The following is a 12,198-nucleotide window of genomic DNA, read 5'->3' as shown; positions in this document are numbered from 1 at the left end:
GTGGGCAAGACGGTGCTCATCCAGGAGATGATCGCCCGCGTCGCCCGCGACCACGGTGGTGTGTCGGTGTTCGCCGGAGTCGGCGAGCGCACCCGTGAGGGCAACGACCTCATCGTCGAGATGGAGGAGGCCGGGGTCCTGGGCCAGACCGCCCTCGTTTTCGGTCAGATGGACGAGCCGCCGGGCACCCGCCTGCGCGTCGCGCTGTCTGCGCTGACGATGGCCGAGTACTTCCGCGACGTGCAGAAGCAGGACGTGCTGCTCTTCATCGACAACATCTTCCGCTTCACCCAGGCCGGTTCCGAAGTCTCCACGCTGCTAGGGCGGATGCCCTCAGCGGTGGGTTACCAGCCCAACCTGGCGGATGAGATGGGCACCCTGCAGGAGCGCATCACCTCCACCCGTGGCCACTCGATCACCTCGATGCAGGCGATCTACGTGCCCGCTGATGACTACACCGACCCGGCTCCGGCGACGACTTTCGCGCACCTTGACGCGACGACAGAGTTGTCCCGCCCGATCGCCTCGATGGGCATCTACCCGGCGGTGGACCCGTTGTCCTCCACCAGCCGGATCCTGGACCCCCGCTACATCGCCCGTGATCACTACGACACGGCGGTCCGGATCAAGTCGATCCTGCAGCGCTACAAGGAGCTGCAGGACATCATCGCGATCCTCGGCATCGACGAGCTCTCCGAGGAGGACAAGATCCTGGTCGGCCGCGCGCGCCGGATCCAGCGCTTCCTGTCCCAGAACACCTATGTGGCCAAGCAGTTCACCGGCCTGGAGGGTTCGACCGTCCCGCTGGCGGACACGATCGAGGCCTTCACGAAGGTCGCCGACGGTGACTTCGACCACGTGCCGGAGCAGGCCTTCTTCATGTGCGGTGGCCTCGACGACGTCGAGCGCCAGGCCGCTGAGCTGGAGAAGAACAGCTGAGCTGAAGACTGAGATGACGAGGGGCCGGCAGCCGCAGGGACTGCCGGCCCTTCGTCATCGGGGCAGCGATAGGATCGCGCGGGCCGCTCCTTCGGACGGCCACATCACGTTGGACTGTCCAGATCGAGGAGGACTGCGGTGAGTCTGTGGAGCCTGCACGGCGACGGCTATCGGATCCAGCCGGGGCAGGTGGTGGCTCCGGGTGAGCGGCTAGCCTGGCCGCCGACCATCGGCATCGGTATGCAGCACGTCGTCGCGATGTTCGGGGCGACCTTCCTGGTGCCGTTGATCACCGGCTTCCCGCCGAGCACCACGTTGTTGTTCAGCGGGCTGGGAACGATGATCTTCCTGCTCGTGACGCGCAACCGCATCCCCTCCTACCTGGGGTCCTCCTTCGCCTTCCTGGCCCCGATCGCCGCCGCGCAGGGGATGCATGGCCCGGCCGGCGCACTCGGTGGAGTGGTGATGGCAGGCGTGACGCTGGCTCTCGTGGGCGCTCTCGTGCAGGCCATCGGGCACGCCTGGATCAGCGCGCTGATGCCGCCAATGGTCACCGGCGCGATCGTGGCCCTCATCGGTCTCAACCTGGCCCCGACAGCGTGGGACAGCGTGGAGAAGGCGCCGGTCACCGCGCTCGCCACCATCGTGGGGATCGTGCTGTGCACGGTCCTGTTTCGTGGCCTACTCGGGCGGTTGTCCATCCTGGTGGGCGTGCTGGTGGGGTATGCGGTGGCGGCCTTCCGTGGCGAGGTCGACTTCGCCGCGATCGGGGCGGCCGACTGGGTCGGTGCACCGGCTCTGATGGCACCGCAGTTCCACTGGAATGTCGTCGGGCTCTTCCTGCCTGTCGTGCTGGTCCTGGTCGCCGAGAACATCGGCCACGTGAAGTCGGTCGCGCAGATGACCGAGCTGTCCGCGGATGCGCTCGACCCGCTGATCGGTCGCACCCTGCTCTCCGACGGGTTGGCCACCACGCTGGCCGGCCTGGGCGGCGGCTCCGGGACCACGACCTACGCCGAGAACATCGGCGTGATGGCGGCCACCAAGGTCTACTCCACCGCGGCGTACTGGGTCGCAGGGCTCACCGCCGTCGTCCTCGCCTTCCTGCCAAAGTTCGGTGCCGCGATCCAGACCGTGCCGGTCGGCGTGCTCGGCGGCGCCGCGACGGTGCTCTACGGCATGATCGGCGTGCTCGGCTTCCGTATTTGGGTGGAGCACCGCGTCGACTTCAGCAACCCGATCAACCTCACCACCGGGGCGGTCTCGCTGGTGATTGGTATCGCCAACTACAAGGCCACGGTCGGTGACTTCACCTTCGAGGGAATCGCGCTGGGCACCGCGGCCGCCCTCGTGCTCTACCACGGGATGAACGCGATCAACTCGCTGACCGGTGCCGTCTCGGGCGAAGATCACCTGCAGATGGGCGGGTCGACCAACCCCGCGCCAGAGATCAGTGACCCGTCATGGGCAGACCCTGTCGACCGGTAGACTGGGATGAGCCGCTAGTCCAGCCGAAGGGAACAACACGTGAGTGCACTCCAGGTCGAGCTCGTCGCCGCAGACCGCAAGGTCTGGGAGGGCGAGGCCGAGATGGTCAGCGCCCGCAGCATTGACGGGGACCTCGGCGTCCTGCCCGGCCACGCCCCCCTGTTGGGCGTCCTGGTGACCGGCGAGATCCGGATCAAGACGCAGGGCGCCTCCTCGACCGTCAAGATCGACGGCGGCTTCCTCTCTGTCGACAGCGACAGGGTCGTGATCGTCGCCGACAACGTCGACGCCGCCGACCTCGACTCTCTGGGCAAGAACGCCTGAGCTCGGTATGCCGGACCCGCTCATCCTGGTGGTGGTCCTGGCCGTCTTCGGCGCGCTGGTGATCTTCGGGCTGGGCATGTTCACCCTGCGTTACGTGGCGGACCTGAGCCTGGTCTGTCCGCCGATCAGCACGGCCTACCGAGTGCCAGGGCAGGACTGGCGGGCGGCCACGCTGCGCTTCCATCAGGACCGTCTCGCCCTCAAGGGGCCGGGCGGCCTTATTGCCGGGCCCTGGCTCCGAGGCAACCTCGACCTGGGCATCGCCAGCGCCGTCGTCGGCCAGGATGCCGCCGCGATCGGCCGCGGCGGCCTGATCCAGGTCCCCGTGACCTACGGCACCGCGACCTTCGACCTCGCCATGGGGGAGGAGCACTACACCGCGCTCCGTGCCTGGGTCGAGGCGGTCCCACCGGGCTGGAACGCCAGCATCGCCTGAGCCGTGCGACCTCGGGCACGACGGCGTGGCCACCCTCCCCGCCCCACGGCATACCAGCGCGTCGTGGCACGATCGAGCCATGGTCAACATCACTCGGGTCTACACCCGCACCGGCGACACCGGCACGACCGCCCTCGGGGACAACGGGCGCACCGTCAAGACTGATCGCAGGATCATGGCCTACGCCGATACGGATGAGACCAACTCGGTGATCGGGGTCGCGATCTCATGCGGACCGGTGCCGCTGGAGGTCGCCGCCACGCTCACCCGGATCCAGAACGACCTCTTCGATGTTGGCGCGGACCTCTGCATGCCGCTACGCGCTCACTATGACTGGGAGCCGCTGCGCGTCAAGCCCGAATGGATCGATGAGCTCGAGGCCGATTGCGATCACTACAACGCACAACTCTCCCCCCTGCGCTCCTTTATCCTCCCCGGTGGCAGCCCCGGCTCCGCGCACCTGCAGGTTGCCAGGACGGTCGCCCGCCGCGCCGAGCGCAGCGCGTGGGCGGCGCTAGCGGAGTATGGCGACGAGCCTGCGGCCGAGGGTGCGCCCAAGGGTGTCGGTGGCGTCAACCCGCTGACCGCGAAATACCTCAACCGACTTTCCGACCTCCTCTTCATCCTGGCCCGCGTGGCCAACCTCGCCGGTGACGGCGACGTCCTCTGGCAGCCCGGCGGTGGCCGTGGGGAGGCCCCGGTGAAGCGCCGCCGCGCGGCCTCCACGAAGGACGACCCGACCAGCGACGACGCCGAAGGAGCGCAGGGATAGGGGCCTCGCCACCTCTGTCGGCCCGAACTGCTGGAGACCCCAGAGATCCCGGTCGCCTCAGGTGACGAGAGTCGCGGAGGCACGGCGTGGGTCGGCGCCGGCCTCCAGGAGCCCGTCGGGGTGGAGCATCGCGGCCCCGACGCCGCCGAAGTACATCGCGAAGCGGCCGTGCTCGTGGCGGGGGATCCCTGCCTCGTCCAGGCTCGCGGCGATGACCGGGTCTTGCTCGTGCTCGACCATGGTGCTGCCGTCCTCGAGTCGGCGCGGGTGCATGCGGGGCCGGTCGATAGCGGTCTGCAGGTCCTCACTGTGCAGCGCGGTGTGCGTCATCACCTGGGCGAGTGCCGTGGTGATGCGGTCCGCGCCGGGCGTGCCGATCGCCAGGATGGCACCGTCGCAGCGTCGTGCCGTCGTGGGGGCCATGTTGGAGGCGAGCCGGGTGCCGGGCGGGAGCGCGTGCACGCCCAGGCGGTTGAGCTCCAGCTCACCCAGCGCGTTGTTGCCCATCAGCCCGGTCGTGCCGATCGTCATCCCCGAGCAGTAGCCAGCCGACGCCGTGAAGGCGCAGGCCAGCCCTTCGTCGTCCACCACCGAGACGTGCGCCGTCGAGGCCGACTGCGGGAGGCCGAGCGAGCCGATGTCGTGCAGCGTGGCCAGTAACTCGGCACCGGCGGCGGCGAGGTCCTCCGCCGTGTCGAGCTTGTCTAGGCGCAGGTCAAGCACATTCTTGAGCTGGGTCACCGCCCGGGCGGGGGTGGCGCGTCCCTCGACCGCCTGGAGGAGCCGCAACATCGCGGTGAGCACCGGACCCCCGATCGACGGTGGAGGGTTGCAGGCCAGGTCCCAGTCACCGAGTTGGCTGCGTAGCGCTGGGCGGATGACGGGGCGGTAGGCCGCGAGGTCGGCGGCGCAGAGCAGGCCGCCGCGGTCGCGCATGTCGGCGTCGATGGCGTGGGCCACGTCGCCGGTGTAGAGGCTCTGCCAGCCTTCCTGGCCGATCTGCTCCAGGGTGGCGGCGAGCTGCTCGTCGCGGATCGGGTGGCCGATGGGCGGTGCCTCGCCCTCGGCGGTGAGCAGGGCGCGCGTGCGGGGGTCCCACGACAGGATCGTGTCGTAGACCAGGGCCAGGTAGGACTGCGAGGTCCGGCTCAACGCAAAGCCAGCACGGGAGACGTCGGCCGCCGGCTGCATCAGTTCGTGCCACGGCGCACTCCCATAGCGCTCGTGGGCCCACCCCATCCCGGCCATCATCCCGGGCGTCCCCACCGAGCCCGGCCCGACAAAGGTCTTCATCCCGCCGCCGTAGTCGCTGTCGACCTCGATCAGCCCAGCGCCGAAACGTTCCTGCGGTTGGCCACGACCGGGCATCTCGATGTTGGCGTCGATGACGATCGGATCGCCGTGCGTCGGCCAGATGTTGAGGTAGCCGCCGGCCAACGGTGCGATCACGCCGGGCTCCGTGACGGTCGCCACGGCCATCGCGGCGATGGCTGCGTCCACGGCGTTGCCGCCAGCTCCCAGGGCGTGCTGGGCGGCCTGGGCGGCATACGCATTAGGAGCGGCGATCGCCGCTTGATGGATCATGGACTCGATTGTGCCGCAGTGGCTAGAACAGGCGGGAATCGGCGTCGTCGATGCCACGTAACGCCTCATAGTCGAGGGTGACGCAGCGGATCCCCCGGTCGGTCGCCAAGACCCGGGCCTGTGGCTTGATGACCTGGGCGGCGAAGACGCCCTCCACCGGCGCCAGCATGGGGTCGCGGTTCAACAACTCCAGATAGCGGGTCAGCTGTTCGACCCCGTCGATCTCGCCCCGCCGCTTGATCTCCACCGCTACCGTCGCGCCGTCCGCGTCCTTGCACAAGATGTCCACCGGTCCGATCGCGGTGGGGTATTCACGGCGGACCAGTCGGTAGCCGTGGCCGAGCGTGTGGATGTGCTCGGCGAGCAGTGACTGCAACTGCGCCTCGACGCCGTCCTTGACCAGCCCAGGATCGGTCCCGAGGTCGTGGCTGGTGTCTGAGGCGATCTCGTGGAGCAGGATCCGCAGGGTGTCCTCGCGCTTGCGGTGGCGGACCAGCCAGACGGCTTGCACGCCCTGCTCGCGCTCGACCTCGTCCGGCTCCACCTCTGTCATCGTGCACGGCGGCGCCATCCAGTTCAACGGCTTATAGGAGCCACCGTCAGAGTGGATGAGGACCGAGCCATCCGTCTTCACCATGAGAAGACGGGTAGCCAGGGGCAGGTGGGCCTGGAGTGCCCCGTGGTAGTCCACGGTGCACTGGGCGATGACAACACGCACGTCGGCCACCCTAACGGGGTCGATGCCGCAGACCAGCCGCGCGGGGTCCGGCCCGACGACATACTCACCCTTCCCGGTCTGAGAGGATCGACCCATGCGTGAGATTGGCACTGTCGCTGTCATCGGCCTGGGCACCATGGGTGCCGGCATCGTGGAGGTCTTCGCCCGGGGTGGGCTGCGGGTCATCGGGGTGGAGACGACCCAGGAGTATGCCGACCGCGGCCACGCGATCCTGACCGCCTCGACCGAGAGGGCGGTCGCTAAGGGCAGGCTCGAGGAGGCCGAGGCGACGCGCATCCTCGAACGGGTCACCATCACCACCGACTTCACCGAGCTCGCGGCGGCCGACCTGGTGGTCGAGGCCGTCCCGGAGGTCCTGGCGCTCAAGCACGAGGTCTTCGGCAGGCTCGACGAGATCCTCGCCCCGGACGCGATCCTGGCGTCCAACACCTCCAGCCTGTCCATCACGCAGATCGCCGCGGGGACCAAGCATCCCGAGCGGGTCCTGGGCATGCACTTCTTCAACCCGGCTCCGGTCCTGCGTCTGGTCGAGGTCATCACCACGCTGCGTACCGACCCGGCCCTGGCCAAAGCTGTGGTGGCGCTGTCAAAGAAGCTGGGCAAGAAACCGGTGGTCGTGCAGGACCGCGCTGGGTTCGTCGCCAACTACCTGCTCTTTGGCTATTTCACCTCGGCGCTGCGGATGATCGAGCACGGGCACGTCTCGCGCGAGGACCTCGACACCGCCATGCGCGTCGGCGCGGGACTGCCGATGGGTCCCCTCACGCTGATCGACCTCGTCGGCCTCGACGTCTGCGACCACATCGGCGATGTCATCTACGTGCACACGCGCTCAGCGATGCACGCACCGAGCCCGATGCTTGGGCGCATGGTCACGTCCGGACTGCTGGGACGCAAGAGCGGTCGGGGTTTCTACACCTACGCCAAGCCCGGGAGCGGCCAGGTGGTCGACGACGCGCAGACCCCTGCCGCTGTCGCCGAGTCTGGGCTCAGCTCGGTCGGCGTGATCGGCACCGGCGAGGTCGCCGAGGAGCTGGTTTCGCGCCTCGAGGCCGGCGGGTATGTCGTGGTGCAGGTCGCTGACCCGCAGGACTCTGCCGAGCTAGCCGGCCTTGCTGACGTGGGCCTGGTCATCGAGGCCCAGGAACTGGACCTGAACCTCGACGACCTCGAGGAGCTGTCAGAGGGCGACGAACTGCCGGGAGCAGACCTGGACGACCTCTTCGCCGAGCTGGGTGACCTCACCGGCCCAGAGACGGTCCTGGCCTCCGTCAACAGTGTCGCTGCGGTGGCGCTGGGGGCGCTGTCGGGTCGTCCGGGACGCAGCGTGGTGCTCCGGGTCCACGAGCCGACCGACAACGGTCAGGTCATCGAGGTCGGACGGACGTCCGTGACGCAGGACTGCGCCATCTCGCTGCTCCGCGAAGTGATCGCCCAGATCGGGGCCGAGTCGGTCGTCTGCCGTGACCGCCCCGGACTCGTCGTCGACGCCCTGCTGATCCCGCACCTCAACGATGCCGTCCGGATGCTGGACGAGGGCTATGCGTCGGTCAAGGACATCGACGCAGCGCTCACGTATGGCCTCGGCTATCCGATGGGTCCTTTTGCCATGATCGACCGGATCGGGGCAGACGAGGTCCTGGCCGTATGTGAGGAACTGTCCTGGAGCGGTTCTGGCCTCCCGCCAGAGTCCGTCGCGGCCTCGCCCCTGCTCGTCGAGCGCGTCCTGCTCGACCTGCCGTTCACCAACGTCTGACCCACCACGCTGCCCGTGCCACGATCCAACCGGCCGCGCAGGTCCGGGCGGGCCTCCAAGCGGACGAGCGGGTCGCCCGCGCCGGAGCGCACCCCGGCCATCACTGAGATCAGCTATGCCGGCCAGTCGTGGGGTGTGCGGCAGGTGCGGCCCAACGTCACGGGTCGGACCTATCGTTGCCCAGGCTGCCAAGGGGAGGTCGGTGCCGACGTAGCGCACACCGTGGTCTGGCCGCTGATGTCGATGCAGACCGTGGAGAATCGACGTCACTGGCACAGCGTGTGCTGGGCGGCCCGGGACCGACGTCGACCGGGTGGCTCCTACGCTTGAGGGGCACGTCGGCGGTCAAGCAGCGTCCTGGCGGGGGACGAGCACCTCGTGATAGATCAGCAGCAGACCAGCGGCCACGGGGATGGCGATGAGTGCGCCGAGGACCCCCAGCAAGGTCCCGCCGATGATCACTGCGATCACCGTGACCGCCCCGGGCACCGAGACGGTGCGACGCATGATGTTGGGGACGATGAAGTAGTTTTCGATCTGCTGGTAGATGACGTAGTAGATGAGCACGACTAGTGAGGTGGTCGGACTCACGGTGAGGGCGGCGAGCCCGACGATCACGGCCCCGAGCGTGGCGCCGATTAGCGGGATCAGCCCGAGCAGCCCGACGAGGACGGCCAGGACCGCGGAGTAGGGCACCCCGAGCAGCTGCATGACGATCCAGGAGCAGAAGGCGTTGATGCTCGCCACCACCGTCTGGCCCAACGCGTAGCCACCGACGCGGCGCATGATCTCCTCGGAGATCCGCTCGACGCGGGGGCGGCGACTGTGCGGGACAAGACGGTAGCCGGCCTCCTTGACGGAGGGGAGCGTGGCCAGCAGGTAGAGCGTCAGGATGACCGAGGTAAAGACGCCGAAGACGCTGCCCGCGACCCAGCCTGCGGCGCCCAGCACTCCACCGAAGACGGTGGAGATGATCTCCTTGTCGGTCGCCAGCTTGTCCATCTCCTGGGTGAGCCGCTCCGCGAGGTGGTAGCGCGCGTCCAGGTCGTTGAGCCAGGGCGAGCTCCCCACGTCTTGCAGGTAGCCAGGGACCCTCTCGATCAGCGAGGTCGCCTGGGTCACGATCGGTGGCACCACGAGCAGGCCGATCGCGGTGACCACGGCGACCAGCCCGACGAACACCAGGGTCACCGCTGCCGCTCGTGAGGATCCTTGTCGCGTCAGCCATTGCACGACCGGATCGAGCGCTAGCGTCACGAAGAGGGCGACCAGCATGAAGGTGAAGACGGAGGTGAGCCGAGTCAAGTTCTGCACCAGGAGCCAGGCCAGGAGGGCACCCAGGGCGAAGGTGAAGCCGATGTAGAAGGGGGAGAACGTCTGCGTCGGGCCGGCGGCAACGGCGCCGACTCGCCAGGATGCCGCGGGCACCGAAGTGTTGGTGACCTCAGCGGGCCGTCCGGCCGAGGTGTGGGCGGCCCCCGGGCCGTCTAGCTGCTCGCGCTGCAACCGGTTGCTCTCCGCGAGCACCGTTAACTGGCGCTCGCGGTAGTCCTGCCAGCGACGGACTGCCTGCCGGCCGGTGCCGGGGACCCTCCGAGGTCGCAGGCGCCCCATCATGCTGGAGGCGATGCGCGTCCGGCCGCGGCTGCGCCGGGTCACTCTGCTGGCTCGACCAGCTCGACCAGGACCCCGCCCGCGTCCTTGGGATGGATGAAGTTGATGCGGGATCCGGCGGTGCCGCGTCGCGGTTCGTCATACAGGAGACGAAGCCCGCGCTCGCGCAGCAACCTGCTCGCCGCGTCCACGTCGCTGACCCGGTAGGCCAGTTGTTGCAGGCCTGGGCCGTTGCGGTCGATGAACTTGGCGATGGTCGAGTCTGGCCCGATCGGCGCGAGCAGCTGCAGGAGTGTCGGCTCGGCGCCTCCGGTGGCGCTCGGCGGTCCGACCGCGATCATCGCCTCCCGCACCCCCTGTTCCGCATTGATCTCCTCGTGCACGAGGCGGTTGCCAAGCACGGCCTGCTGGAAGGCGATGGCGGCGTCCAGGTCGGGCACCGCGATCCCGACATGGTCGATAGCGACGAGAAAAGGGCCCAGGGCGGCGCCGACCTGGGGGCCGGCACGGTCTGGCGTTGCGCTCATGCTGGTCAGCCTAGACGGCTGGTGGTGGGGACGGCCCTCTCACTCACCGGTGGTCCTGGATTAGCGTGCAGCCATGACCGACGTGATCGTGCGCGACGTCCGCATCGTGCCGTTGGACACGGACGCCGATCAGACCGGTCCGGGATCGTCTCGAGATCCAGGGCGCAGAGACATCCTGGTCATCGACGGTCAGATCGCAGCGATCGGCGTGGCGCTCGAGCGGCCCGAGGGGACCGTGGAGATGTCCGGTGAAGGACGCTGGGCGCTGCCGGGGTTGTGGGACCACCACGTCCACATGACGCAGTGGGGACTGGGCCAGAGTCGGCTGGACACGGGCGCAGTCACCGGGGTGGAGGAGACCCAGGCACTGGTGCGGGCGCGCCTGACCTCGGGCCCGCTGCCCCCGAGCGGGGTGGTCACCGGATGGGGACACCGCAGCGCCACTTGGGCCGTGCAGCCGACGGTGGCCGCTCTGGACGAGGTCAGCGCGCACGTCCCGATCGTCCTGGTCAGCGGGGACGGGCACCATGGCTGGCTCAACAGCAGCGCCCTCGCGCTGGTCGGGGCAGCCCCGACCGCGGGGGTGATCGCCGAAGGGCCATGGTTTGCCATCTATGACCGACTCAGCGCGCTGCCGGGCGTGCACGAGGAGGGGGAAGCCGGCGTCGCTGCCGCGATCCGAGCGGCGCACACCCTCGGCATCGTCGGGCTGACCGACCTGGAGTTCGGTCGCCCCTGGGAGCAGTGGCGGCACCGCAAGGCAGAGGGTATGCCGCTCGTCCGCGCGCGCGTCGGGGTGTATGCCGAGGGGCTGGAGGAGGTGATCGCGGCGGGAGTACGCACCGGCGACCTCGTCACCGGCACCAGGGGTCTGGTCACGATGGGCCCACTGAAGGTGATCTCGGACGGCTCGCTCAACACGCGTACGGCGTGGTGCTGTGAGCCCTACGCCGACGGGGACCGGCTCGAGGACCCCTACGGCGCGGCGAACCTGTCGGCGCACGAGTTGCACGAGCTGATGGACAGGGCCCACCGAGGGGGGTTGCACGTGGCGATCCACGCCATCGGGGATGCCGCTGTCCACCAAGCGTTGACGGTCTTTGCCTCGACGGGCGCCGTCGGCGGTATCGAGCACGCCCAGCTCGTCGCACCGACCGATCTGGAGCTGTGGGGGCGGCTACCGGTGCGGGCCAGCGTCCAGCCGGCCCACCTCCTCGACGACCGTGCCGTGACGGAGCAGTGCTGGCCGGACCGGTCTGGCCACACCTTCACCCTGCGCAGCTTCCTCGACCACGGGATCGAGGTCGTCCTGGGCTCCGACGCCCCCGTCTCGCCGCTGGATCCGTGGCTGGCGATGGCTGCGGCCGTCCACCGGGGACCGCTAGATGGGCAGAGCTGGCACCCGGAGCAGGCGCTCAGCGTGCGCGAGGCGCTCGCGGCCTCCGTCGACGGTCAGCGGCTGAGCGTCGGCGGCCGCGGAGACCTCATCCTGCTGGATGAGGATCCGCTCGGCGCCGCCGATGGGACGAGTGGCGACCAGGCGCGGCTGCTGCGCGGCATACACGTCTCCGCGACCGTGCTCGACGGTCAGGTCGTGCACGGCGGGTAAGCCGCGAACCGCCCCAGATCGACTCGGCCCGGGGCACTAAGGTGGAGGTCAAGAACGAGCACCCACCACCGACGCTGGAGGCGCAGCAGCATGAGCACCGAGACCACCACTTCCGTCATCGTCGCCGGAGCGCGGACCCCGATGGGCCGACTGCTCGGCTCCTTGTCCGGATTCAGCGCCACCGACCTGGGCGGCTTCGCCATCAAGGGGGCGTTGGACCGGGCCGGGATCGCCGGCGACCAGGTCGACTACGTCATCATGGGCCAGGTCCTCACCGCCGGCGCCGGCCAGATCCCGGCGCGTCAGGCGGCCGTCAAGGGCGGCGTCCCGATGGGCGTCCCCGCGCTCACCATCAACAAGGTCTGCCTCTCCGGCCTGGACGCGATCGCGCTCGCCGACCAGCTGATCCG

General features: G+C 69.1%; 11 protein-coding genes and 1 pseudogene. 8 read left to right on the top strand and 4 right to left on the bottom strand.

What is annotated here, in order from left to right:
• From atpD to Q4P07_RS12445, 5 genes are all read left to right on the top strand, one after another.
• The coding region (atpD, locus tag Q4P07_RS12465) for a F0F1 ATP synthase subunit beta (RefSeq protein WP_303375239.1) at positions 1–939 on the top strand (939 nt) is incomplete at its 5' end.
• A 144-nt stretch (positions 940–1,083) separates the two neighbouring features.
• On the top strand, positions 1,084–2,427 hold the full coding sequence (locus tag Q4P07_RS12460; protein WP_303375241.1) for a uracil-xanthine permease family protein: 1,344 nt from the start codon (positions 1,084–1,086) through the stop codon (positions 2,425–2,427).
• 39 nt (positions 2,428–2,466) lie between these two features.
• Positions 2,467–2,751 carry a F0F1 ATP synthase subunit epsilon gene (locus Q4P07_RS12455; RefSeq protein ID WP_303375238.1) on the top strand — a complete coding sequence of 95 codons (285 nt, stop codon included), beginning with the start codon at positions 2,467–2,469 and terminating at the stop codon, positions 2,749–2,751.
• Between the two features lie 7 nt (positions 2,752–2,758).
• The gene (locus Q4P07_RS12450; RefSeq protein WP_303375237.1) at positions 2,759–3,187 is read left to right on the top strand and encodes a DUF2550 family protein; all 429 of its coding nucleotides are present in this window, start codon (positions 2,759–2,761) and stop codon (positions 3,185–3,187) included.
• A 79-nt stretch (positions 3,188–3,266) separates the two neighbouring features.
• Positions 3,267–3,959, top strand: coding sequence for a cob(I)yrinic acid a,c-diamide adenosyltransferase (locus tag Q4P07_RS12445; protein WP_303375236.1), 693 nt, complete (start codon positions 3,267–3,269; stop codon positions 3,957–3,959).
• A 57-nt stretch (positions 3,960–4,016) separates the two neighbouring features.
• Here the strand turns inward: Q4P07_RS12445 and Q4P07_RS12440 are convergent, their stop codons facing one another.
• Positions 4,017–5,543 carry a gamma-glutamyltransferase gene (locus tag Q4P07_RS12440; RefSeq protein WP_303375235.1) on the bottom strand — a complete coding sequence of 509 codons (1,527 nt, stop codon included), beginning with the start codon at positions 5,541–5,543 and terminating at the stop codon, positions 4,017–4,019.
• A 22-nt stretch (positions 5,544–5,565) separates the two neighbouring features.
• Positions 5,566–6,261 carry an endonuclease NucS gene (nucS, locus tag Q4P07_RS12435; protein WP_303375240.1) on the bottom strand — a complete coding sequence of 232 codons (696 nt, stop codon included), beginning with the start codon at positions 6,259–6,261 and terminating at the stop codon, positions 5,566–5,568.
• A gap of 94 nt (positions 6,262–6,355) precedes the next feature.
• Here nucS and Q4P07_RS12430 point away from each other — a divergent pair, with 94 nt between their 5' ends.
• A complete protein-coding gene (locus Q4P07_RS12430) occupies positions 6,356–8,038 on the top strand; it encodes a 3-hydroxyacyl-CoA dehydrogenase family protein (protein ID WP_303375234.1) in 1,683 nt (560 codons plus the stop codon).
• A 345-nt stretch (positions 8,039–8,383) separates the two neighbouring features.
• On the opposite strand, the gene Q4P07_RS12425 is transcribed toward Q4P07_RS12430, so the two are convergent.
• Positions 8,384–9,652, bottom strand: a complete 1,269-nt coding sequence (locus Q4P07_RS12425; protein WP_303375233.1) for an AI-2E family transporter — start codon at positions 9,650–9,652, stop codon at positions 8,384–8,386.
• A gap of 41 nt (positions 9,653–9,693) precedes the next feature.
• A complete protein-coding gene (gene mce, locus Q4P07_RS12420; protein ID WP_303375232.1) occupies positions 9,694–10,179 on the bottom strand; it encodes a methylmalonyl-CoA epimerase in 486 nt (161 codons plus the stop codon).
• 73 nt (positions 10,180–10,252) lie between these two features.
• On the opposite strand from mce, the gene Q4P07_RS12415 reads away from it, so the two are divergent.
• A complete protein-coding gene (locus tag Q4P07_RS12415) occupies positions 10,253–11,788 on the top strand; it encodes an amidohydrolase (RefSeq protein ID WP_303375231.1) in 1,536 nt (511 codons plus the stop codon).
• A gap of 90 nt (positions 11,789–11,878) precedes the next feature.
• Positions 11,879–12,198: pseudogene (locus Q4P07_RS12410) on the top strand (acetyl-CoA C-acyltransferase); the annotation flags it as partial.

This window comes from Ornithinimicrobium sp. (genome assembly GCF_030537745.1).
Lineage (GTDB): Bacteria > Actinomycetota > Actinomycetes > Actinomycetales > Dermatophilaceae > Ornithinicoccus.
The sequence above is the reverse complement of the archived record's forward strand: the minus strand, read 5'-3'. Positions and strand labels throughout refer to the sequence as shown.

What these genes read in the sequence shown, in the direction of transcription:
- Q4P07_RS12430 (WP_303375234.1), top strand. Translation starts at nt 6,356, where the DNA reads ATGCGTGAGATTGGCACTGTCGCTGTCATCGGCCTGGGCACCATGGGT.
- Q4P07_RS12445 (WP_303375236.1), top strand. Translation starts at nt 3,267, where the DNA reads ATGGTCAACATCACTCGGGTCTACACCCGCACCGGCGACACCGGCACG.
- Q4P07_RS12450 (WP_303375237.1), top strand. Translation starts at nt 2,759, where the DNA reads ATGCCGGACCCGCTCATCCTGGTGGTGGTCCTGGCCGTCTTCGGCGCG.
- Q4P07_RS12425 (WP_303375233.1), bottom strand. Translation starts at nt 9,652, where the DNA reads ATGGGGCGCCTGCGACCTCGGAGGGTCCCCGGCACCGGCCGGCAGGCA.
- Q4P07_RS12415 (WP_303375231.1), top strand. Translation starts at nt 10,253, where the DNA reads ATGACCGACGTGATCGTGCGCGACGTCCGCATCGTGCCGTTGGACACG.
- Q4P07_RS12440 (WP_303375235.1), bottom strand. Translation starts at nt 5,543, where the DNA reads ATGATCCATCAAGCGGCGATCGCCGCTCCTAATGCGTATGCCGCCCAG.
- mce (WP_303375232.1), bottom strand. Translation starts at nt 10,179, where the DNA reads ATGAGCGCAACGCCAGACCGTGCCGGCCCCCAGGTCGGCGCCGCCCTG.